The following is a 21,282-nucleotide window of genomic DNA, read 5'->3' on the forward strand; positions in this document are numbered from 1 at the left end:
CATCTCTCGGCGGGCCGAGTCGGGTGGTGGGTGGAGGCCATCCGTAGCTTCCGCCCGCCTGTTGGGGGTGCTGTCTCGGGGTGAGGGTCATCTCTCGGCGGGCCGAGTCGGGTGGTGGGTAAAGGCCATCCCCAGCCCCCCACCCACCCGCTGGGGCGCAGCCCCCAGGGTGAGGTCCGCCTCTTGGGCGACCGAGTCGGGTGGTGGGTGGGCATAGGTCGGGGGTCTGGGGGTGGAGCCCCCAGGGGGTGCTCGCTTTGGCGGTGGGTGCTGTTCTATGCCGTTGCCGCCGGAGGCAGCGGTGTCAACTGGTGTGCCAGCCATGTCGGTACGCCGCCGAGCAGCCGGAACAAGCGCCGGGCCTCCTCCCGCAGTCGTGAGGCCTCCGGTTCCACCTCCGCGTCCGCCAGGGAGGCCAACGCGGGTGCCGTCCCGACGAGATAGCCCAACTCCTCCCGGATCCGCAGCGATTCACTGAACCCGTGCCGCGCCTCCGCCAACTCCCCGTCCCGTAGGGCGAGTCCGGCAATGTGTCGCCAGGTGAACGACAGCAGCAGCGGATCGGCATGCGCGGTGGCCCCCGCGTGCGCACGCCGGTACGCCGCCCGCGCCGCCTGCGGGGAGTCGGCCAGGTTCTCCGCCAGCAGCCCCCGACGGAAGTCCAGCAACGCCCTGCTCGGGGTCCCCGGAGAGATGAGCGCCGCCGCCCGTCCGAGCGCCGCCCGTGCCTCGTCGGCGCGGTCCCGTACGCCGTGCAACGTGGCCGCGTAGGCAAGTTGCCCGCGTTCACAAGCGGCTGCGCCCCGCTCGTCGTCGCCGTGGGCCAGCGCCTCGGCCGTACGCAGCGCGTCCTCGGCCTGTTCCCAGCCCTGCTCGGTGTACAGGCACCGTTCCACCAGGAGGGAGGCCCGCTGGAGTGCGGCCGGCGCGGTGACCGGTTGGAGCAGGGCGGCGGCGTCGGCCCAGCAGGCGCGGGAGCGCAACCGCCATACCGCGGTCTGGAGTGGATCGTCACCGGCGGTCGTTCCGTTACCAGACATGGCGGTATGCGCCACGTTGCCCTCCCCGAGCACGCCATCGAGCTATGAGTGGTGGCCGCATCTCAGCACGAATCGCCGGGCTGGGCCAAGGGGGTGGGTGAAGGATTTCACAAAGTCGTGGGACTCCTGGTCGTCCGAGGTTTCAGCTCATCCTCAGTGCCAGGAAGAAATCCAGCTTGTCCTCGAGGCGGGAGAGGTCACGACTCGTCAACTGCTCGATGCGCCCCACCCGGTAGCGTAGCGTGTTGACGTGCAGGTGGAGGCGGTTCGCGCAGCGCGTCCAGGAGCCGTCGCAGTCGAGGAAGGCCTCCAGGGTGGGGATCAGCTCGGCGCGGTGGCGGCGGTCGTAGTCGCGGAGGGGGTCGAGGAGGCGGGCGGTGAAGGCCCGGCGGACGTCGTCCGGGACGAAGGGGAGCAGGAGGACGTGGGAGGCCAGCTCCTGGTGGCCCGCCGCACAGACGCGGCCGGGGCGGGCGGCGGCCACGCGGCGGGCGTGGCGGGCCTCCTCCAGCGCGCCGCGCAGCCCCTCCGCCGAGTGGACGGAGGCGCTGACGCCGAGCGTGAGCCGCCCGTCGTCGTCGAGGCCGGCCGACAGCGGGTCCCGTACGGACTCCAGGAGCAGGTCCGCGAGGATCCCGGCTTCCGAGCCGTCGTGCTCCGACGACACCGCCGGCAGCGGTACGAGCGCGATGGCCTCCTCGCCCGTGTGGGCGACGGCGATGCGGTCGGAGGGCTCCGGCCCCGTCGACAGCGGGTCGACCAGGATCTCCTCCAGGAGGGACTGGGCGACCGGGCCGCCCTCCAGCTCCCCTCCGTCCTGCCACTCGACGCGGGCGACGACGAGCTGCCAGTGCGGGGCCGCTCCGAGGCCGGGGAGGAGGACGGGGGCGGCCACGCGCAGGCGTGCGGCGATCTCGGCGGGGGGGGGACCCCCCTGCACCAGCTCCAGGACCTCCTGGGCGAGCCGTCGGCGGACCGTGCGCGCCGCGTCCCGCCGGTCGCGCTCGACCGAGATCAGCTGGGTGACGCCCTGGAGCAGGTCGAGCCGCTCCTCCGGCCAGTCGCCCGCGTCCGCCTCGACGGCCAGCAGCCAATCCGACAGCACCGTTTCGCGCACGTCCCGGGAGCGCTGCGGGGAGCGGCCGCCGCTGCTGCGGACCGGGAAGAGCGAGTAGGTGGTGGAGCCGAGCATGACGCGGTGAGGTCCGCGTCGGCCCGTGCGGACCGCTGCCAGGTGTTCGGCCGCGAGCTTCGCGCACACGTCGGCGGGCAGGGCGGGCCCTGCGACCTTCGAGCCCGCGATGAGCCGCCCGGCCGGCGACAGCACCCACGCCCGCAGGTCCAGGTCCGAGCCGAGCAGGTCCAGGACCACGTCCGGGCCGCCGCCCGCCGCGCCCGAGGCCATCATCCGCCGGTGCCGGTCCACCACCGCCGCCAGGTCACCGGCCCGCTCGCCGCTCACCTGCCGTACGACGTGCTCGGTGATCGTTGCGAACGCCACCGACTCGTGCACCGCGAAGAGCGGGAGGCGGTGGCGTGCGCAGGCCACCACCAGGTCGTCCGGGACGTTCCCGAGCTCGGCCTCGCCGGCCGCCAGTGCGGCCACCCCGGACTGCACCAGGATCCGTACGAAGGGTTCGGAGTCGGCGGCGTCCCGGCGCCAGGCCAGACCGGTCAGGACCAGCTCGCCGCCGGAGAGGTAGCGGCTGGGGTCCCTGAGGTCGGTGGTCATCACACCCCGCACGGTGCGGTCCAGCTCGTCCTCGCCACCGAGCAGCCGCAGGCCCAGCGCGTCGGTGTCCAGCAGTGCGCGCAGCCGCATTCTCGTCGCCGCCGTTCTCTGTCTCGAAATCTACGATGAATCTTGAGGGATGGTGGAGGAGGAGTCCGTCCGGCGGTCGACGAGCGATGCTCGCCGTCTCCGGAGCCGCATTCCGGCCGTGTTCCAGGTCACACGGGGTGTGCCATGCGTTTCCCCAGGAAAACGAGGAGGTTACTGATGACCTCCGTTCATACGAATCTACAAGATGCCCGCCCTGGCCAGCCAACTCCTTCATGGTTTCCGTGACTGACCCGGTCGGCGCACGGCGCTGTGTACTGGCCTCACTCCGCGTAAACAGCACATGAACGAGCCGGGCCCGCCGCACACGGATTGGCTCAATCTGTACGACCCACGAGACGAAGAAGAGAGCCGGTCATGGACTTCCTTCGCCCCGCCAGCTGGGAGGAGGCGCTCGCCGCGAAGGCGGAGCACCCCACCGCTGTGCCGATTGCGGGTGGCACCGACGTGATGGTCGAGATCAACTTCGACCACCGCCGGCCCGAGTACCTGCTCGACCTCAACCGTGTCGGCGACCTCGAGGAGTGGGAGGTCGGCGAGGACAGTGTGCGGCTCGGGGCCTCGGTCCCCTACGCGAAGATCATGGAGAGCCTGCGCGGCGAGCTGCCGGGTCTAGCTCTCGCCTCGCACACCGTCGCCTCCCCGCAGATCCGCAACCGCGGCGGCGTCGGCGGCAACCTCGGCACCGCCTCGCCCGCCGGTGACGCCCACCCGGCCCTCCTCGCGGCCGGCGCCGAGGTCGAGGCCGAGTCGGTGCGCGGCTCGCGCCGTATTCCGATCGACGAGTTCTACACCGGTGTGAAGCGCAACGCGCTGGCGCCGGACGAGCTCATTCGCGCCGTCCACATCAAGAAGGCCGACGGGCCGCAGCAGTACTCCAAGGTCGGTACCCGCAACGCCATGGTCATCGCCGTGTGCGCCTTCGGGATCGCGCTGCACCCCGAGACGCGGACCGTGCGTACGGGCATCGGCTCGGCCGCGCCCACCCCGGTGCGGGCCAAGGTCGCGGAGGAGTTCCTGAACGCGGCACTCGAAGAGGGCGGCTTCTGGGACAACGGAAAGATCATCACCCCGTCGGTCGCCAAGCAGTTCGCGGACCTGTGCGCCGGCGCCTGCAACCCGATCGACGACGTCCGGGGAACGGCGAGCTACCGCCGCCACGCGGTCGGCGTCATGGCCCGCCGCACTCTGACCTGGACCTGGGAGTCGTACCGCGGCACCGCCCGCACGGAGGGAGTCGCGTAATGCGTGTCAATTTCACGGTCAACGGCCGTCCGCAGGAAGCCGACGACGTCTGGGAGGGCGAGAGCCTGCTGTACGTGCTGCGGGAGCGGCTCGGCCTGCCGGGTTCCAAGAACGCCTGCGAGCAGGGGGAGTGCGGGTCGTGCACCGTCCGGCTGGACGGCGTGCTCGTGTGTTCCTGCCTGGTCGCCGCCGGTCAGGTGGAGGGCCGCGAGGTCGTCACCGTCGAGGGTCTGGCGGACTTCGCCAAGCAGCGCGCCGAGCGCGGGGGTTGCGCCTCCGGCGCCTGCGGCACGTCCCTGCAGGACGCTCAGCACTGGGCCGCCGAGGGGCAGGACTCGCAGACCGGCGAGGGCGCCGAACTCTCCCCGGTCCAGCAGGCGTTCATCGACGCCGGCGCCGTCCAGTGCGGCTTCTGCACGCCGGGGCTGCTGGTGGCCGCCGACGAGATGCTGGAGCGCAACCCGAACCCGACCGACGCGGACATCCGCGAGGCGCTGTCGGGCAACCTGTGCCGCTGCACCGGCTACGAGAAGATCATGGACGCGGTCCGCCTGGCGGCCGCCCGGCAGGGAGAGGCGGTCTGAGCATGCCGAGCAACAGCGCCCCCATCGGGACTCCCACCAAGGTCACCCAGGGCTCGAAGACCAAGGGCGGCATCGGCGAGTCCACGCTCCGCCCGGACGGCACCCTCAAGGTCACCGGCGAGTTCGCGTACTCGTCCGACATGTGGCACGAGGACATGCTCTGGGGCCAGATCCTGCGTTCCACGGTCGCGCACGCCGAGATCGTCTCGATCGACACGGGCGAAGCCCTCGCCGTGCCCGGCGTCTACGCCGTCATGACGTACGACGACCTGCCGACCGACGTGAAGAACTACGGCCTGGAGATCCAGGACACCCCGGTCCTCGCCCACGGCAGGGTCCGCCACCACGGTGAGCCGGTCGCCATCGTCGCCGCCGACCACCCGGAGACGGCGCGCCGCGCCGCCGCCAAGATCAAGGTCGAGTACAGGGAACTCCCCGTCGTCACCGACGAGGCCTCCGCGACCGCGCCGGACGCGATCCTGATCCACGAGGACCGGACCGACCACCACATCGGGCACGTCCCGCACCCGAACATCCTGCACCGCCAGCCGATCATCCGGGGTGACGTCGAAGAGGCCGCCAAGAGGGCCGACTTCATCGTCAAGGGCGAGTACACCTTCGGCATGCAGGACCAGGCCTTCCTCGGCCCGGAGTCCGGTCTGGCCGTCCCCGCCGAGGACGGCGGCGTCGACCTGTACATCGCCACCCAGTGGCTGCACTCCGACCTTCGCCAGATCGCCCCGGTCCTGGGCCTGCCCGAGGACAAGGTCCGTATGACGCTCTCCGGTGTCGGCGGCGCGTTCGGCGGCCGCGAGGACCTGTCGATGCAGATCCACGCCTGTCTGCTGGCGCTGCGCACGGGCAAACCGGTCAAGATCGTCTACAACCGCTTCGAGTCCTTCTTCGGGCACGTCCACCGCCACCCCGCGAAGCTCCACTACGAGCACGGGGCGACGAAGGACGGCAAGCTCACCCACCTCAAGGCGAGGATCGTCCTGGACGGCGGCGCCTACGCGTCGGCATCCCCGGCGGTCGTCGGCAACGCCGCCTCGCTCGGCGCCGGACCCTACGTCGTCGACAACGTCGACATCGAGGCCCTCGCCCTCTACACCAACAACCCGCCCTGCGGCGCCATGCGCGGCTTCGGCGCGGTCCAGGCGTGCTTCGCCTACGAGGCCCAGATGGACAAGCTCGCCGACGAGGTGGGCATGGACCGGGTCGCGTTCCGACAGCTCAACGCGATGGAGCGGGGGACCGTCATGCCGACCGGGCAGGTCGTCGACTCGCCCGCCCCGGTCGCCGAACTCCTGCGCCGCGTCAAGGCGATGCCGATGCCGCCGGAGCAGCAGTGGCTCGCGGCCGGCGAGGCCGCCGACGTACGCCAGCTGCCGGGCGGCCTCTCCAACACCACGCACGGCGAAGGCGTCGTCCGCGGTGTCGGCTACGCCGTCGGCATCAAGAACGTCGGCTTCTCCGAGGGCTTCGACGACTACTCCACCGCCAAGGTGCGCATGGAGGTCATCGCCGGCGAGCCCGTCGCGACCGTGCACACGGCCATGGCCGAGGTCGGCCAGGGCGGTGTCACCGTCCACGCGCAGATCGCCCGCACCGAGCTGGGCGTCGCCCAGGTGACGATCAAGCCGGCCGACACACAGGTGGGCAGCGCCGGTTCGACGTCCGCGTCGCGTCAGACGTACGTCACCGGTGGCGCCGTCAAGAACTCCTGCGAGCTCGTCCGCGAGAAGGTCCTGGAGATCGGCCGCCGCAAGTTCGGTTCGTACCACCCGGCCTGGGCGACGGCGGAGCTGCTGCTCGAGGGCGGCAAGGTCGTCACCGACGGCGGCGAGGTGCTCGCCGATCTGGTGGACGTCCTCGAAGGCGAGGCCGTCGAGGTCGAGGCCGAGTGGCGGCACCGTCCGACCGAGGCCTTCGACCTGCGCACCGGCCAGGGCTTCGGACACGTCCAGTACACCTTCGCCGCCCACCGCGCGGTCGTCGAGGTCGACACCGAGCTCGGCCTGGTCAAGGTCATCGAACTGGCCTGCGCCCAGGACGTCGGCAAGGCGCTCAACCCGCTGTCCGTCCTCGGCCAGATCCAGGGCGGTACGACCCAGGGGCTCGGCGTGGCGGTCATGGAGGAGATCATCGTCGACCCGAAGACGGCGAAGGTCAGAAACCCCTCTTTCACGGACTACCTGATCCCCACCATCCTCGACACGCCGACCATCCCCGTCGACGTGCTCGAACTCGCCGACGACCACGCCCCGTACGGGCTGCGCGGCGTCGGTGAGGCACCCACCCTGTCGTCAACTCCCGCTGTCCTCGCGGCGATCCGCAACGCGACCGGGCTGGAGCTGAACAGGACGCCGGTGAGGCCGGAGCACCTCACGGGCACCTGACCCCCTCGGGGGTCGAGCAGGTGAGTTCCTCTGGGGGACTCGGTCCCCATGAGTTTCTCTGGGGGACTCGGTCCCCATGAGTTCCTCTGGGGGGACTTGGTCCCCCAGAGCCCCGTTGTTCGCCTCGGGCCGTCCCCCGGGTCGTGCACCTCCCCAAAACCCGCAAGTCGCCGAAGGCGACCCGCGGGTGTCCCTATGAACCTTGGGAGCAGGCCCACATGACCCAGCAGTCCCTGGAGCCGAAGACCGTCGCCGAAGACGCGGGAGAAGGCACCCGCGTCCCGGCCGGACGGTCCTGGCTCGACCGGTACTTCCACATATCCCGGCGAGGATCCTCGCTCGCGCGTGAGGTGCGCGGCGGCGTCACCACCTTCATGGCGATGGCGTACATCCTCCTGCTCAACCCCCTGATCCTGTCCGGCAAGGACGCGGCGGGGAACACGCTCGGCCAGCAGGCGCTGATCACCGCGACCGCGTTCGCGGCGGCCTTCAGCACGCTCCTGATGGGATTCTTCGGCAAGGTGCCGCTTGCCCTCGCCGCAGGTCTCTCGGTCTCCGGAGTCCTCGCCTCCCAGGTCGTGCCCCAGATGACCTGGCCGCAGGCGATGGGCATGTGCGTGATGTACGGCGTGGTCATCATGCTGCTCGTCGTCACCGGACTGCGCGAGATGATCATGAACGCGATCCCGCTCGCGCTCAAGCACGCGATCACCATGGGTATCGGCCTGTTCATCGCTCTCATCGGCTTCTACAAGGCCGGTTTCGTGCACCAGGGCAAGGCGACCCCCCTCTCCCTCGGCCCGACCGGCGAACTGGCCGGCTGGCCGGTGCTGCTGTTCGCCGTCACCCTCCTCGCCATCTTCATGCTCCAGGCCCGAGGCGTCCCCGGCGCGATCCTGCTCGGCATCGTCGGCGGCACCGTGCTGGCCGTGCTCCTCAACGCAACCGACGTCATCGACCCCGAACAGTGGGCGAGCGGCGCTCCCGAACTGCACGGCAGCGCGGTCTCCATGCCGGACTTCTCGATCCTCGGTGACGTCGAGTTCGGCGGCTGGGGCGAGGTCGGCGCGATGACCGTCGGGATGATCGTGTTCACGCTCGTGCTGGCCGGGTTCTTCGACGCGATGGCCACCATCATCGGCGTCGGCACCGAGGCCGGACTCGCCGACGAGCAGGGCCGGATGCCGGGCCTGTCCAAGGCGCTGTTCATCGACGGCGCGGGCGGCGCGATCGGCGGCGTGGCGGGCGCGTCGGGCCAGACGGTGTTCGTCGAGTCCGCGACCGGCGTCGGCGAGGGCGCCCGTACCGGCCTCTCCTCCGTCGTCACCGGGCTCTTCTTCGCCGCCTGCCTGTTCTTCACCCCGCTGACGGCCATCGTGCCCGGCGAGGTCGCCGCCGCGGCCCTCGTCGTGATCGGCGCCATGATGATGACGAACGCCCGGCACGTCGACTGGGCCGACCGCGCCACCGCGATCCCGGTCTTCCTGACCGTCGTGATCATGCCGTTCACGTACTCCATCACCGCCGGTGTCGCGGCCGGTGTCATCTCGTACGTGGCCGTCAAGACCGCCCAGGGCAAGGCGCGGGAGATCGGCGCCTTCATGTGGGGCCTGACGGTGATCTTCCTGGTGTACTTCGCCCTCAACCCGATCGAGAGCCGGCTGGGCGTGCACTAGCCGCCCTTGCCAAGTGCCCTCCACCCGACCGCAGTCAAGGAGACCGAGACATGCTGGACATCGCCGAGGAACTGAACCGGTGGGTCGAGCAGGGCCGTGACTTCGCCGTGGCCACCGTCGTGGCCGTCGGCGGCAGCGCGCCCCGCCGGCCCGGCGCCGCCCTCGCGGTGGACGCCGACGGCACGGCGATCGGCTCGGTCTCCGGCGGCTGTGTGGAGGGCGCGGTCTACGAACTGTGCCAACAGGCGCTGCAGGACGGGGAGTCGGTCCTGGAGCGCTTCGGCTACAGCGACGACGACGCCTTCGCCGTGGGCCTGACCTGCGGCGGCGTCATCGACATCCTCGTCATGCCGGTACGGGCGGGCGACCGGGTCCGTCCGGTGGTGACGGCCGCGCTCGACGTCGCCTCGGGCGGGCGGGCGGCGGCGCTGGCCCGGATCGTGTCCGGCCCCGCCGAGCTGGTGGGCCGGGCGATGCTGGTCCGTCCCGAGGGTTCCTACGACGGCGGCTTCGGCGCCCATCCCGAACTGGACCGTACGGTCGCCGCGGAGGCCGGCGCGTTCCTGGACGCGGGACGCACCGGCACCCTGGAGATCGGCGAGCAGGGCTCCCGCTGCGGGGCGCCGCTCACGGTGCTGGTGGAGTCGTCGGTCCCGCCGCCGCGGATGATCGTCTTCGGTGCGATCGACTTCGCGTCGGCGCTGGTGCGGGTCGGCAAGTTCCTCGACTACCACGTGACCGTGTGCGACGCGCGGCCGGTGTTCGCCACGCGCGCCCGCTTCCCCGAGGCCGACGAGATCGTCGTGGAGTGGCCGCACAGGTACCTGGAGCGCACGGAGGTCGACGCCCGTACGGTCCTGTGCGTGCTCACCCACGACGCCAAGTTCGACGTACCCCTGCTGAAGCTCGCGCTGCGGCTGCCGTTGGCGTACGTCGGTGCGATGGGCTCCCGGCGCACCCACCTGGACCGGAACGAGCGGCTGCGCGAAGTCGGCGTGAGCGAGCTGGAGTTGGCGCGGCTCAGGTCGCCCATCGGGCTGGACCTCGGGGCGCGTACGCCGGAGGAGACGGCCCTTTCCATCGCCGCCGAGATCGTCGCCGACCGGCGTGGCGGCAGCGGGGTTTCCCTCACCGGCGCGCACACGCCGATCCATCACGACGTGACGTCGGCACCGGCGGGGCGGATCGGGTCGGTGGCCTGACCGGCGTTCCGGCGTACCGCCGGCTGGTCGGGCCAGGCGAACGCGTAGTCCGGATCGCCGCCCCGGTTCAGCCGTGCGAAGCGCATCAGCTCCCGTGCGATGCCCGCGTTGCCCATCGCCCACCCGGTGCGGGGTTCCAGGTCGCCCGGGGTGACCTTGTGCTCGAAGTTGGACCAGCGGGCGCCGTCGGCGTCCCGGATCGCGCGGGCGGTGAGGTCCGCGACGAGGACGGCGGCGAAGTCGTGGCCGTCGTCCTGCTCGGCCATGCGGTCGCAGGCAAGTGCCAGGACGCCCGCCGTGCCGCAGCAGCGCCCGTTGTTGTCCCAGAAGCCGGGGCGCAGCCGACGCGGCAGACCGGAGTGGATCACGGTGTGCCAGCAGCGCTCGATCAGGGCCGACCAGGTGGCCGGGGCGGCGAGGACGTCCCGGAGCCGGCGGAAGACCTGGGCGTCACCGGCGGGCCCGTGACACCAGCCGTAGCTGTAGCGCTCGATCCGGTCGGGAAGGTGTGCCGGGTCGGAGTGGGCGACCAGGAACCCCTCGGGCCCGTCCTCGGCACGGGCCACGACGCCCGCGGCACCGGCCTCGGCCAGCTCGACGAGGTCCGTCCGTCCCGTCGCGGCGCCGACGGTGGCCAGCGCGTACACGATTCCGAGCGTGCCGTGCGAGATGTGGTGCATACGCCCCTCCCGGCCGGTACGGAACTCCCAGTGCACGCCTGCCGGGACCTTCTCGGCGGTCCGCAGATAGGGCTCGAGGGCGAGCACGGCGAACTCCTCGTCACCGGCTGCCAGCGCGCCGAGGCCCATCCCGGCGTTCCCGCCCATCAGCTCGAACAGCTCGCCCCATCGGGTCCCGTCGAACCGCGACCGCACGATCCCCAATGCCCGGTCGGCGGCGGCACCGGCGGCCGTGTCCCCCAGCTCCTCGTGAACGGTCCGCAGGACGAGAGCCATGCCGGTGAGGCCGAAGTACAGGGAACTGTCCTCGCAGTCGTCGACGGCGGCCACCAGACCGCGGGCCGCCCGCAGGGCGGTGTCCGCGTACGTGTCGTCCCCGAAGTGCCGCCACGCCTCCAGGAGCACCGGTACGACGCCTGCGGTACCGCTGTAGAGCATGGGCTCGGGCGCGTCGTCGGAGGGCTTGGCGGGCCAGGTGAGACCGCCGCCACCGGTGTCCCGCGCGGTGGCGAGCAGCCAGCGCATGGCGTCCACCGCCAGCTCATCGACCTGGTCAACTTCCGAGCCGCGCACGTCTGTTGTCGTCATGGCCCTCACTCTGGCACGTGCCCGGGGGCACCCCGCGCGGGGCGGTGCTCAGGCCCGCAGCACGAAGCAGCGCAGCCCGCCCGGCTCCAGGTCGTACCAGCTCCCTCGACTCCAGGCGCCGGTGAACGCGGCGACCTCGGCGGGCGTGAGCCCGATGCCGTGGCGCTCCTCGGGGAGCCGGTCGGTGAGCGGCGTCGTCACCAGCCAGGTCCCGCCCGGTGCCGGCAGTCCCCGTACCTGTTCGGCGACCGTCGCCTTGTCCGCCATGAACGCGAGGACCAGCCGCATGGTCACGAGGTCGAAGGAGGCGCGCGGAAGCCGGGCGTCCACCTCCGCCGCGTTCTCGAAGTCCAGCCGGGCGGCGCTCAGGCGGGCTCCAGGTCGGCGTACCGGTCGCGCGTCGCCGCCACCGCCGCGTCCGCCCGGTCGACGGCGAGTGTGCGGTAGCCGAGGCCGGCGAGTGCCGCCGCGTGAGTGCCCAGTCCGCAGCCGACGTCGAGCGCGCGGGCGGCGGGGCGGAGGTGTACGGCCTCGGCCGGCAGGCGCAGTTCCTCGGCGTCCGTACCGCGGAAGCCGCGGCCCGCGGCGAAGTGGTTTTCCCAGCGGGCCCGTTCGGCCGTCGTCACGGCCGCCTCAGGAGGCCGTTCACCGCTCGGCCGAAGACGTACCGGGCCGCGGCACGCAGGAGGGGGTCGAAGAGGCGGGGGAGGAGGCGCAGTCGCAGTTCCTCGCGCCACAGGACGCGGGTGCGGCCGCCGGGGCCGGGGAGGACCTCGAGTTCGGCCCAGCCGGTGATGAAGCGGCCCCGTTTGTCGAGGCGGCACAGGCCGGGCAGGTCGTCCGTGGGGGGACGCCAGAGGGTGACTTCCATGGGGTCGTCGAAGGAGAGCGGGCCGATGCCCGAGCGGGCCACGAAGACCGTGCCCTCGTGCGTCGGCGCGGGCGTGGTCACGATGATCCGGGTCAGCGGGACCGCGTCGCCGTGGCGCGGCCAGTCCGTGAGGCGGCGCCATGCCTCGTCGAGAGGGAGCGGCGCGGTGCGTTCGAGCAGGAAGTTGACCACCGGACGATCGTAGGGAACGCCGCTCGCTCAGCTGGGCGTTCGTATACGGCTCGGCCGCGTCGTACGGGTGGGCGGAGGGTGCGCGAACGTCCGTTCGGCGCATGTGACGGCGCCCAGCGGATACCCGGCTCGCATGACCACCACGAAGGTGAAGGCCGTGCTGTTCGACCGGGACGGCATCCTCGTCGAGGACGTCCCGGACAACGCCGACCCCGACCGCGTCCGACCCGTTGCCGGCGCCATTGAGGCGCTGGGGCTGTTGCGCCTGCACGGTGTCCGAACCGGGGTTCTCACGCACCAGCCCGGCATCGCGCGCGGCATGCTGACCGACGCCGACGTCCGCCATGTCAACCACCGCGTCGACGAGCTCTTCGGCCCCTTCGACGTGTGGGGCGTGTGCCCGCACGGCCCCGAGGACGGCTGCCACTGCCGCCCGCCCGAACCGGGCCTGCTCCTGTGGGCCGCCGGGCGGATCTGCACCGCGCCCGACGACTGTGTCGTCGTCGGCCGCACCGGCGCGCACGTCGAGGCCGCACGCCGGGCGGGCGCCCACGGCATCCTCGTACCGACCGACGGGACCCGCCCGGAGGAGACGGCAGGCGCGGAGCAGGTGGCCCCGGACGCCCTCACCGCCGTACGCGCCCTGCTGACCGGGCCGCCGCAGGGACAGGTCCTCGTCGACGAGCGGCCGATCGAGGCCGCGTACGACACCGGTGAGGGGCCGGGGTGAGACCCCGGCCCCTCACCGGGCCTCGTCACTGAGCGTAGAACGTGGCGTCCGCCCGGTCCGTGGCCGTGCTCGGGGTCTGCACGTACAGCAGGTAGTTGTAGTGGCGGACGTAACGGCCGGCGGAGCCGTACGACTCGTAGGAGATGCCGGCCGAGTCGGACAGACCCGCCCGCTTGTAGAAGGTGGCGTCGGACGCGAACTGGGCCGTGCCGTCGTTCTTCTCCAGCCGGACCTCGAAGCTCGCGTTGCTCCGCAGGTAGTAGCCGGGGAAGTTGGTCGACTCCAGCGACACGGTGCCGCTGCCGGTCAGGCCGGTGACCACGCGGAACTGCGAGTCCGCGAGCGGGCTGACGTTGGCGTCGATCCGGCCCCGGTAGTCGAAGTGGCGGATGAAGCGGTCCGCGAAGTTGTACGACGAGAAGCGCTGCGGGGTGACTCCGTCGGCCACCGGGATGCCGAAGTCGGGGGTGCCGTCGGCCTTCCAGTACACCTTCTGGACGCGGGTACGGCGGTTGGGGTCGTTCAGCGGGTCGCCGGTGATGTCCTTGTAGCTGCGGTCGTGGTAGACGAGGATGTCGGACTTGCCGTCCTCGGAGACGGTGAAGGAGTTGTGGCCCGGACCGTACTGCGAGGTCGCGTCACTCGTCTTGAACACCGGCTGCGAACCCTTGGTCCAGGACGCCGGGTTGGTCAGGTCGGCCGTCGATGAGGCGGTGAGCATGCCCAGGCAGTAGTTGGAGTCGGTCGCGCTGGCCGAGTAGGTCATGAAGACCTTGCCGCCGTGCTCGATCACCGCCGGGCCCTCGTTGACCTTGTAGCCGATCGTCTCCCAGGACAGCGTCGGCTGGGAGATCTCCGCCGGCGTGCCGGTGAGCGTCCAGGGGTCGGCCATCTTGGCGATGAACAGGCTGGTGTTGTTGTTCTCGGCCGGGTTGCGCTGGGCCCAGGCGAGGTAGCGGACGCCACCCACGACGAAGGTGGTGGCGTCGAGGGAGAAGCTCTCCCACGTCGTCTTGATCTGGCCCTTCTCGGCCCAGGTCGCGGTGAGCGGGTTGGCTCCGGTGCCCTCCAGGACGTACATCCGGATCGCCCACTGGTCACTGGTGGAGCCGGCGGCGAAGTACACGTACCACTTGCCGTTGATGTAGTGGATCTCCGGTGCCCAGATGTGGTTCGCCATCACACCGCTGGCGTGCTTGGTCCAGATCGTGGTCTCGGGGGCCGTCGACAGGCCCTGGATGGTGGTCGCGCGGCGCAGCACGATGCGGTCGTACTCGGGGACGGTCGCGGTGAAGTAGTAGTAGCCGTCGGTGTGCTTGAAGATGTGCGGGTCGGCGCGCTTCTCGGCGATCGGGTTGGTGTAGGTCACGCCGGGGGAGGCGGGCACGGCCGCGTGGGCGACGGTGCCGGGTCCGGCGAGGCAGCCCACCAGGGCGAAGAGGACGGCCATGAGCAGCCGTACGGCGTTGCGTCTCAAGGGGTTTCTCCAGATCACGGGGTGCGGGGTGGGGAGGACGGTCAGGTCGTGGGCACGAGTCGCCACTGCTGGCAGTTGTTGTTCAGCCACGTCCACAGCCGTACGTCGGTCCCGTTCGCGGTGCCGCAGTTCGCGACGTCGGCGACCTTGCCGCTGTTCTCGTTCACGATCCGCACGTAGTCACCGGTGGCCGTGTAGACCAGACGGAACTTCTGGCAGTTGTTGTTCAGCCAGGACCACTGCTGGATGTCCGTGCCGTCGGCCGTGGCGCAGCTCGCGGTGTCCATGACCTTGCCGGTCGCGACGTTGACCAGCCGGTTGGTGTCGTTGCCGAGGTCCTCGACGCGCCACTTCTGGTTGGTGCCGCCGTTGCAGCTCCACTGGAAGATGTTGGTGCCGTCCGCGGTGTTGCCGCCCTCGACGTCCAGGCACTTGCCGCTGTTGCGGTTCACCAGGGTGTACGCGGTCGGGGTCGTCGCGGTCTCGCCCGAGGGGCCGGGCAGGGTCGTGCCGAGCGCCACCGGGGTGCCGAAGTTCGGCGTGCCGTCCGCGTTCCAGGTGAACTTCTGCGCCCGCGTCGTACGGCCGTTGCCGCAGCCGCCGGTCGATGTGTCGTTGGCGTGGTAGACGATCCAGTTCTCGGTGCCGTCCGGCGAGCTGAAGAAGCCGTTGTGGCCGGGGCCGTAGACACCTGCCGCGTCATTGCGCTGGAAGACCGGCGTGGACTTCTTCGTCCAGGAGGCGGGGTTCAGCGGGTCGGTGCCGGTCAGTTCCAGCTGGCCGAGCTTGTAGTCCGCGGTCTTGCAGTGGCTGGCGGAGAAGGTGAGGAAGGTGCGGCCGTCGTGGTAGAGCGGCTCGGGTCCCTCGTTGACCGCGCCGCCCGAGGTCTCCCAGCTCGCGGTGGGGCTGGAGATGATGGTGAAGGTGTTGCTGGCCAGCGTGTACGGGTTGCTCATCGGCGCGATGACCAGGCTCTGCGTGCTGCCGTTGATGAAGCCGCTGCCGATCAGGTACAGGTTGTTGTTGTTCTCGAGGACGGTGGCGTCGATGAGCCAGCCGCCGGGGGTGAGATTGGAGCCGCTGAGCTGGTTCTTGTAGGTGTACGGGCCCATCGGGTCGGTGCCCGCGCTCTCCAGGACGTGGGTGCGCTGGGAGTCGCAGCAGGAGACACCGCTCTGTCCCGCGGAGTAGTACAGGTACCAGTGGCCGTCCAAGAAGTGGATCTCCGGCGCCCAGATGTTGGTGTTGCGGGTGGAGGTGGTGTCACTCCAGATCTGGACGCTGGCGGCCGTGGAGAGTCCGGCCAGGGTCGGTGACTTCCGCATGGTCAGCACGCCGGTGAAGGACGTGGTGACCAGGTAGTAGTTGCCGTTGTAGTACTCGAGCCAGGGGTCGGCCCCCTTGGTCGACTTGACCGGGTTGGTGTACGGGCGGCCCTCGGCGGCGGCGGCCGGGGTCGTCGCCGACACCATGGCGATCAGTACGGCGAGCACGCACAGGATCAGAGATCTGTGGCGTCTGGCGGGGGGCTGCTCTGACATCTTCGGCATGCGGGACCGTCCCTGTCCGTAATTTCGAACGGCGTTCGTAAATTCGGTCAGAAGATAAGCGGGGGCCATGCTTCCGTCAATGGTTTCGTCACATGCGCTTTACGCGTGCGACGCTCAGCGTGTTCGCGGTGACGATCCCGCCGATGCTCGCCCATTCCGCCCACCCCAGGTTCTGGCCGAGCCCGATCCACCCCACGACGGCGGCCAGGACCGGGTTGACGCTCATGAACAACCCGAAGGCCTGAGCCGGGACATGGCGCAGGGTGAACAGATCCGCGAGGTACGGCACGGCCGAGGACAGCACACCGGCCACGACCGCGTACCCGACGGCCTCCGCGCTCGGCGGCTGCCGCAGCACGAGCACGACACCGACCGGCAGGAACAACAGGGCGGACGCACCCGCGGCCGCGGCGGAACCCTGGGCGCCGGGGATGCGGTGGCCGACCGTGCGGTTGAGCAGGATGTACGACGCCCAGCAGGCGGCCGCGAGCAGGCCCAGGCCCATCCCTGCGTAGTCCGCCGAGGGGCGCGGACGCATCAGCGTGACCACGCCCGCCGCGGCGATCAGCGCCCAGCACAGATCCACGCGGCGGCGCGTCGCGGCCAGGGCGACCGTGAGCGGGCCGAGGAACTCCAAGGTCACCGCGAGCCCCAGGCCGATGCGGTCGATCGCGCTGTACAGGGACAGGTTCATCGTCCCGAACACGACGGCCAGCAGCAGCACCGGCCACCACTGCCGCCAGGTGAAGGTCCGCAGGCGGGGCCGGCCGACGGCCAGCAGGACGGCCGCCGCGACGTACTGGCGCACCGCGACGACACCGACCGGCCCGAGCACCGGGAAGGCGAGGGAACCGATCGCGGCCCCGGTCTGGTTGGACAGGCCGCTGCCGATCATCGTGGCGACGCCGGCGAGCCGCCCGCGGGCGGGTTCCGGGACGGGGGCGGTGGTGCTCACGGTCGCTGAGGCGGGTGCGGCTCGCATGCGCCGATCGTGCGACCGTACGGCGCATACGCAAAATGCGTCCTTGTCTCAATCTATACGCTGGACGCATGGATCTGGAACTCCGCCAGTTGCGCTGTCTCGTCGCGATCGTCGAGGAGGGCAGCTTCACCGACGCGGCCATCGCGCTCGGCGTCTCCCAGGCGGCCGTGTCCCGCACGCTGGCCTCGCTCGAACGGGCCCTGGGCGTAAGGCTGTTGCGCCGTACCTCCCGCGAGGTGACGCCCACCGCGACCGGCCTGAGAGCGGTGGCGCAGGCCCGGCGCGTGCTCGGCGAGGTCGACGACCTGGTCCGGGAGGCCGCCTCGGGGCACACCCGGCTGCGGATCGGCTACGCCTGGTCGGCGCTCGGCCGCCACACGCCCGCCTTCCAGCGCCGCTGGGCCCAGGCCCACCCCGGGACCGACCTGCACCTGGTCCGCGTCAACTCCGGCACCGCCGGTCTCGCGGAGGGCGCCTGCGATCTCGCGGTGGTGCGCAAGCCGCTGGACGACCGGCGGTTCGACTCCGCCATCGTGGGGTTGGAGCGGCGGCTGTGCGCGCTGGCCGCCGACGACCCCCTGGCCGGGCGCCGCTCCGTCCGGCTCGCCGACCTCGCCGGGCGCACCCTGCTCATCGACCGGCGGACCGGCACCACGACCGCCGAACTGTGGCCGCCGGACGCCCGCCCCGAGACCGAGGAGACCCACGACATCGACGACTGGCTCACCGTGATCTCCACGGGCCGGGGCGTCGGTGTGACCGCGGAGTCCACCGCCCACCAGTACCCGCGCCCCGGCATCGCCTACCGGCCGGTCCGTGACGCCGAGCCCATCGCCGTACGCCTGGCCTGGTGGCGCGGCGACGCCCACCCGGCCGGCCAGGCCGTCATCGAATTGCTCACCACCCTCTACCGCACCGGCTGAGCGGCCCTCCCCGCCGTCACCAGGCCGTCCACCCGCCGTCCACGGTGAGCGTGGTCCCGGTGACGAACCGCGAGGCGTCCGAGGCGAGGAACACCGCCGCGCCGCCGAGCTCCTCGGCGCTGCCCACCCGGCCCAGCGGGGTGCTCCGTACTATCCGCTCGCCCCACTTGCTCGCCAGCAGCCCGGAGCTGAGGTCGGTGTGGAAGTAGCCGGGCGCGAGGGCGTTGACGCGCACCCCGCGTTCGGCCCATTCCACCGCCAGGGACTTGGTGAGCGCCTCGACGCCGCCCTTGCTCGCGGCGTACGCGGCGATCCGCTCGAAGCCGGTGCTCGCGTGCACCGACGAGACGTTGACGATCGAACCGGAGCCCTGCTCCAGCATCACCTTGCCGGCCTCGCGGCAGCAGTAGAACGTCCCCGCGAGGTTGATGTCGAGGACGTGCCGCCAGTCCTCGTCGGTGACGTACTCGCTGCGGGTGAAGTGGGGGCTGACACCCGCGCAGTTGACCACCGCGTCGAGTCGGCCGGTCCAGTCGGTGATGCGTTCCACCATGGTCCGTACGGCGCCGGAGTCGGCGACCGAGCCGGGCAGCACCAGCACCTTGCCGCCGTGCCCGGCCAGTTCGGACTCCAGCCGTTCCAGGTCGGACGCCGTCCGTGCGGTCACCGCCACGGTCGCGCCGGCCTGGGACAGGGCTACCGCGATGGCGCGGCCGAGGCCCTTTCCGGCGCCGGTCACCCAGGCGGTCTTGTCGTCCAGGCGCATGTCGGTCATGGCTCAGCCCTCCGCCGGGATGTCGCGCAGGGTCCGCTTGAGGACCTTGCCCGAGGGGGTGCGGGGCAGTTCGTCGACGACGTCGAAGCGGACCGGCACCTTGAACTTGGCCAGCCGGGCCCGGCAGAAGTCCCGCAGCTCCTCCGGTCCGGCGCTCGTCCCCGGGCGGAACACCACGAACGCCCGTGGGACTTCGCCCCAGCGGGGGTGCTGGAGGCCCACCACGGCGGCTTCGAGCACGGACGGGTGCTCGTACAGCACCCGCTCCACCTCGGGGGTGGCGATGTTCTCGCCGCCCGAGACGATCATGTCCTTCTTCCGGTCGTCGATGAAGAGGAAGCCGTCCTCGTCGAGGTGCCCGATGTCCCCGGTGTGGAACCAGCCTTCCTTCAGGGCGGCGGCCGTGGCCTTCTCGTCGCGCCAGTAGCCCGCGAAGACCTTCGGGCCGCGCAGGGTGATCTCGCCGAGCTCGCCCGCCGGGACCTCCTTGCCGGTGTCGTCGACGATCCGGACCCGGGTGTGCGGGACGGGGCGCCCGACCGAGCCCAGCTTGGACAGCGCGTGCTCGCGGTCGAGGAAGGTGTCGCCGGAGACCGTCTCGGTCAGGCCGTAGGCGTCGGCGAACCAGGCGTTGGGGAAGGCCGTCATGATCCGCCGCAGCACCGGTTCGGGAGTCTTCTCGCCGCCGCCGAGGATGAAGCGGACCGAGGTGGTGTCGTAGGTGTCGCGGTCCGGGACCTCCAGGACGGCGTTGACCATGGCGGGTGCCAGCCACACGTTGGTGACCCGGTGCTTCTGGATCGCGTGCAGCGCGCCCACCGGGTCGAATTTGCGTTGCAGGACCACGCCGCCGCCCGCGTACAGGGTCGCCAGGGCCGGCATGTCCAGGCCGCCGACGTGGTAGAGCGGGCCGCACACCAGGGTGGTGTCCGCCGCGGTCAGGCCGAAGTGGACGATGTGGGCGAGGTTCTTGGCCTGGAGGTTTCCGTAGGTGATGCGCACGCCCTTGGGGCGTGAGGTGGTGCCGGAGGTGTACATCAGGCGCTGGAGATCGTCGAGTCCGACGTCCACGGGCTCGACCTGGGCGTCCTTGTGGCGGGCCAGCAACTCCTCGTAACCGACCCAGGGGGCCGGGGCGGTGTCGCCGCCGACCAGGATGCGGTGCTCCAGGTCGGTCAGGCAGCCGGCGCTCCGCTCCAGCGCGGGCACGAACTCCGGCTCGGTGATGATCGCCTTGGCCTGCGCGTGGCCCAGGATGTACTGCCACTCCTCCTCGGAGAGGCGGTAGTTGAGCGGCAGAAAGATCGCGCCGATACGGCTCGCCGCGTAGACCAGTTCCAGGAACTCCGGCCGGTTGTAGAGGAGCAGACCGACGACGTCCCCGCGCCGGACGCCCAGTTCGGCCAGGCCGGCCGCCAACCGGTTGACCCGCTCGTGCAGTTGACGGACCGTCAGCTGCTCTTCCTCCTGGGCGACGGCCACGGCGTCGGGCCGTTGGGCCAGGTGGTAATCGAGGATGCTCGCGAAATTGTGCACGGCGACTCTCCGGCTCGGCGGTCGGGAGTGTCCCGACCGGTCGGTTGCCCGCTCTCAAGATTTAGTGTACCCATTGGTCTATAAAACGTAGCCGCACTTTACGACGGAGCGCACCGGCCGACAACCATCCGCGCACCGCGATGTCGCTTCCGACGACGAGGAGGGCCCTGTGCCACGCATCCGCCTCGACACCGACGGGCCTGTCGTCACGGTCCGCATCGACCACCCGCCGATGAACGCCTTCGACTCCGCCCAGCGTGCGGAGCTGGCCGCCTGCGTGCGGGACCTGGCCGATGCCCGTGACGTACGGGCCGTGGTGCTCTACGGCGGGGAGCGGCTCTTCGCCGCCGGCGCGGACATCAAGGCGCTGGCGGCCATGGGACCCGAGGAGGTGCGGGGCTGGAACCGCGCCCTGCAGCGGACCTTCGAGGAGGTGGCCCGGCTGCCGATGCCGGTCGTCGCGGCGGTCACCGGATACGCGCTGGGCGGCGGCATGGAGCTCGCCCTCGCCGCCGACCACCGGATCGCGGCCGACGACGCCGTCCTCGGTCAGCCCGAGGTGCAGCTCGGCATCATGCCCGGCTCCGGCGGCACCCAGCGGCTCGTGCGGCTGATCGGGCCGTCGCGCGCGAAGAACCTGCTGATGACCGGCCGCCGGGTGGGCGCCGAGGAGGCACTGCGGCTCGGGCTCGTCGACGAGGTCGTCCCCGCCGGGACGGTCCACGAGTCCGCGCTGCGCTACGCCCGGCGGCTCGCCGAGGGCCCGGCGGCCGCCCTGGAGGCGATCAAGGAGGCGGTGGACCACGGCGCCGACATCGGCACCGACGCCGGACTCGCCCTCGAGCGCGCCCTGTTCACCGGGGTGTTCGGCACACGGGACGCGGCCACCGGGATCCGCTCCTTCATCGACGAGGGGCCGGGAAAGGCGCGCTTCGGCGAGGGCTAGGCGCTGCGCAGGGGCCGCACGGGAGGACGAGGCACGGCGCAGGGGC

General features: G+C 71.3%; 19 protein-coding genes. 8 read left to right on the forward strand and 11 right to left on the reverse strand.

Annotated features, from left to right (window positions below):
- Positions 1-275 precede the first annotated feature (275 nt).
- Positions 276-1,055: a hypothetical protein gene (locus ADK57_RS33480; RefSeq protein WP_053753498.1), complete on the reverse strand. Its 780-nt coding sequence runs from the start codon at positions 1,053-1,055 to the stop codon at positions 276-278.
- A gap of 127 nt (positions 1,056-1,182) precedes the next feature.
- Complete coding sequence (locus tag ADK57_RS33485) at positions 1,183-2,862, reverse strand: PucR family transcriptional regulator (protein WP_053753410.1); 1,680 nt, start codon at positions 2,860-2,862, stop codon at positions 1,183-1,185.
- Between the two features lie 375 nt (positions 2,863-3,237).
- On the opposite strand from ADK57_RS33485, the gene ADK57_RS33490 reads away from it, so the two are divergent.
- The 5 genes from ADK57_RS33490 to ADK57_RS33510 all read left to right on the forward strand — a co-directional run bounded on the left by ADK57_RS33490 (position 3,238) and on the right by ADK57_RS33510 (position 9,986).
- Complete coding sequence (locus ADK57_RS33490; protein WP_053753411.1) at positions 3,238-4,125, forward strand: FAD binding domain-containing protein; 888 nt, start codon at positions 3,238-3,240, stop codon at positions 4,123-4,125.
- On the forward strand, positions 4,125-4,709 hold the full coding sequence (locus ADK57_RS33495; RefSeq protein ID WP_053753412.1) for a (2Fe-2S)-binding protein: 585 nt from the start codon (positions 4,125-4,127) through the stop codon (positions 4,707-4,709). Before ADK57_RS33490 ends, ADK57_RS33495 begins: the two co-directional genes overlap by 1 nt.
- 2 nt (positions 4,710-4,711) lie before the next feature.
- Positions 4,712-7,108 carry a xanthine dehydrogenase family protein molybdopterin-binding subunit gene (locus ADK57_RS33500; RefSeq protein WP_053753413.1) on the forward strand — a complete coding sequence of 799 codons (2,397 nt, stop codon included), beginning with the start codon at positions 4,712-4,714 and terminating at the stop codon, positions 7,106-7,108.
- 218 nt (positions 7,109-7,326) lie between these two features.
- Positions 7,327-8,784 (forward strand): NCS2 family permease, encoded by a 1,458-nt coding sequence (locus ADK57_RS33505; RefSeq protein WP_053753414.1) that lies wholly within the window; start codon positions 7,327-7,329, stop codon positions 8,782-8,784.
- Between the two features lie 50 nt (positions 8,785-8,834).
- A complete protein-coding gene (locus tag ADK57_RS33510; RefSeq protein ID WP_053753415.1) occupies positions 8,835-9,986 on the forward strand; it encodes an XdhC family protein in 1,152 nt (383 codons plus the stop codon).
- Here ADK57_RS33510 and ADK57_RS33515 read toward each other — a convergent pair.
- Genes ADK57_RS33515 through ADK57_RS33525 form a run of 4 tightly spaced genes read right to left on the reverse strand, consistent with a single transcriptional unit; the run spans position 9,938 to position 12,317 of the window.
- Positions 9,938-11,254 carry a lanthionine synthetase LanC family protein gene (locus tag ADK57_RS33515; protein ID WP_053753416.1) on the reverse strand — a complete coding sequence of 439 codons (1,317 nt, stop codon included), beginning with the start codon at positions 11,252-11,254 and terminating at the stop codon, positions 9,938-9,940. The two genes, ADK57_RS33510 and ADK57_RS33515, sit on opposite strands and share 49 nt — an antisense overlap.
- A gap of 48 nt (positions 11,255-11,302) precedes the next feature.
- Positions 11,303-11,584, reverse strand: a complete 282-nt coding sequence (locus tag ADK57_RS51590) for a hypothetical protein (RefSeq protein ID WP_063786052.1) — start codon at positions 11,582-11,584, stop codon at positions 11,303-11,305.
- Between the two features lie 35 nt (positions 11,585-11,619).
- Positions 11,620-11,880, reverse strand: coding sequence for a methyltransferase domain-containing protein (locus ADK57_RS51595; RefSeq protein WP_063786053.1), 261 nt, complete (start codon positions 11,878-11,880; stop codon positions 11,620-11,622).
- Positions 11,877-12,317: a hypothetical protein gene (locus ADK57_RS33525; protein ID WP_053753417.1), complete on the reverse strand. Its 441-nt coding sequence runs from the start codon at positions 12,315-12,317 to the stop codon at positions 11,877-11,879. The genes ADK57_RS51595 and ADK57_RS33525 overlap by 4 nt, the downstream gene beginning before the upstream one ends.
- A 133-nt stretch (positions 12,318-12,450) precedes the next feature.
- Here ADK57_RS33525 and ADK57_RS33530 point away from each other — a divergent pair, with 133 nt between their 5' ends.
- Positions 12,451-13,047 carry a D-glycero-alpha-D-manno-heptose-1,7-bisphosphate 7-phosphatase gene (locus ADK57_RS33530; protein WP_053753418.1) on the forward strand — a complete coding sequence of 199 codons (597 nt, stop codon included), beginning with the start codon at positions 12,451-12,453 and terminating at the stop codon, positions 13,045-13,047.
- A 25-nt stretch (positions 13,048-13,072) separates the two neighbouring features.
- Here the strand turns inward: ADK57_RS33530 and ADK57_RS33535 are convergent, their stop codons facing one another.
- The 3 genes from ADK57_RS33535 to ADK57_RS33545 all read right to left on the reverse strand — a co-directional run bounded on the left by ADK57_RS33535 (position 13,073) and on the right by ADK57_RS33545 (position 17,056).
- A complete protein-coding gene (locus ADK57_RS33535) occupies positions 13,073-14,524 on the reverse strand; it encodes a family 43 glycosylhydrolase (RefSeq protein WP_234390491.1) in 1,452 nt (483 codons plus the stop codon).
- A gap of 41 nt (positions 14,525-14,565) precedes the next feature.
- Entirely contained in the window at positions 14,566-15,996 is a 1,431-nt protein-coding gene (locus tag ADK57_RS33540) for a family 43 glycosylhydrolase (protein WP_420711937.1), read from the reverse strand.
- Positions 15,997-16,162: 166 nt separating this feature from the next.
- Complete coding sequence (locus tag ADK57_RS33545) at positions 16,163-17,056, reverse strand: EamA family transporter (protein ID WP_053753419.1); 894 nt, start codon at positions 17,054-17,056, stop codon at positions 16,163-16,165.
- Positions 17,057-17,124: 68 nt separating this feature from the next.
- On the opposite strand from ADK57_RS33545, the gene ADK57_RS33550 reads away from it, so the two are divergent.
- Positions 17,125-17,979, forward strand: coding sequence for a LysR family transcriptional regulator (locus ADK57_RS33550; protein ID WP_053753420.1), 855 nt, complete (start codon positions 17,125-17,127; stop codon positions 17,977-17,979).
- Between the two features lie 16 nt (positions 17,980-17,995).
- On the opposite strand, the gene ADK57_RS33555 is transcribed toward ADK57_RS33550, so the two are convergent.
- Together ADK57_RS33555 and ADK57_RS33560 are read right to left on the reverse strand one after the other, a co-directional pair.
- A complete protein-coding gene (locus ADK57_RS33555; RefSeq protein ID WP_053753421.1) occupies positions 17,996-18,754 on the reverse strand; it encodes an SDR family NAD(P)-dependent oxidoreductase in 759 nt (252 codons plus the stop codon).
- A 3-nt stretch (positions 18,755-18,757) separates the two neighbouring features.
- Complete coding sequence (locus ADK57_RS33560; protein WP_053753422.1) at positions 18,758-20,290, reverse strand: acyl-CoA synthetase; 1,533 nt, start codon at positions 20,288-20,290, stop codon at positions 18,758-18,760.
- A 169-nt stretch (positions 20,291-20,459) separates the two neighbouring features.
- Here ADK57_RS33560 and ADK57_RS33565 point away from each other — a divergent pair, with 169 nt between their 5' ends.
- Positions 20,460-21,236 (forward strand): enoyl-CoA hydratase/isomerase family protein, encoded by a 777-nt coding sequence (locus ADK57_RS33565; protein ID WP_078973485.1) that lies wholly within the window; start codon positions 20,460-20,462, stop codon positions 21,234-21,236.
- Positions 21,237-21,282: the final 46 nt, after the last annotated feature.

The organism is Streptomyces sp. MMG1533 (assembly GCF_001279775.1).
Lineage (GTDB): Bacteria > Actinomycetota > Actinomycetes > Streptomycetales > Streptomycetaceae > Streptomyces.

What these genes read in the sequence shown, in the direction of transcription:
- ADK57_RS33495 (WP_053753412.1), top strand. Translation starts at nt 4,125, where the DNA reads ATGCGTGTCAATTTCACGGTCAACGGCCGTCCGCAGGAAGCCGACGAC.
- ADK57_RS33540 (WP_420711937.1), bottom strand. Translation starts at nt 15,996, where the DNA reads ATGGTGTCGGCGACGACCCCGGCCGCCGCCGCCGAGGGCCGCCCGTAC.
- ADK57_RS33510 (WP_053753415.1), top strand. Translation starts at nt 8,835, where the DNA reads ATGCTGGACATCGCCGAGGAACTGAACCGGTGGGTCGAGCAGGGCCGT.
- ADK57_RS33515 (WP_053753416.1), bottom strand. Translation starts at nt 11,254, where the DNA reads ATGACGACAACAGACGTGCGCGGCTCGGAAGTTGACCAGGTCGATGAG.
- ADK57_RS33530 (WP_053753418.1), top strand. Translation starts at nt 12,451, where the DNA reads ATGACCACCACGAAGGTGAAGGCCGTGCTGTTCGACCGGGACGGCATC.
- ADK57_RS33555 (WP_053753421.1), bottom strand. Translation starts at nt 18,754, where the DNA reads ATGACCGACATGCGCCTGGACGACAAGACCGCCTGGGTGACCGGCGCC.
- ADK57_RS33490 (WP_053753411.1), top strand. Translation starts at nt 3,238, where the DNA reads ATGGACTTCCTTCGCCCCGCCAGCTGGGAGGAGGCGCTCGCCGCGAAG.
- ADK57_RS33500 (WP_053753413.1), top strand. Translation starts at nt 4,712, where the DNA reads ATGCCGAGCAACAGCGCCCCCATCGGGACTCCCACCAAGGTCACCCAG.
- ADK57_RS33485 (WP_053753410.1), bottom strand. Translation starts at nt 2,862, where the DNA reads ATGCGGCTGCGCGCACTGCTGGACACCGACGCGCTGGGCCTGCGGCTG.
- ADK57_RS33550 (WP_053753420.1), top strand. Translation starts at nt 17,125, where the DNA reads ATGGATCTGGAACTCCGCCAGTTGCGCTGTCTCGTCGCGATCGTCGAG.
- ADK57_RS33505 (WP_053753414.1), top strand. Translation starts at nt 7,327, where the DNA reads ATGACCCAGCAGTCCCTGGAGCCGAAGACCGTCGCCGAAGACGCGGGA.
- ADK57_RS33545 (WP_053753419.1), bottom strand. Translation starts at nt 17,056, where the DNA reads ATGCGAGCCGCACCCGCCTCAGCGACCGTGAGCACCACCGCCCCCGTC.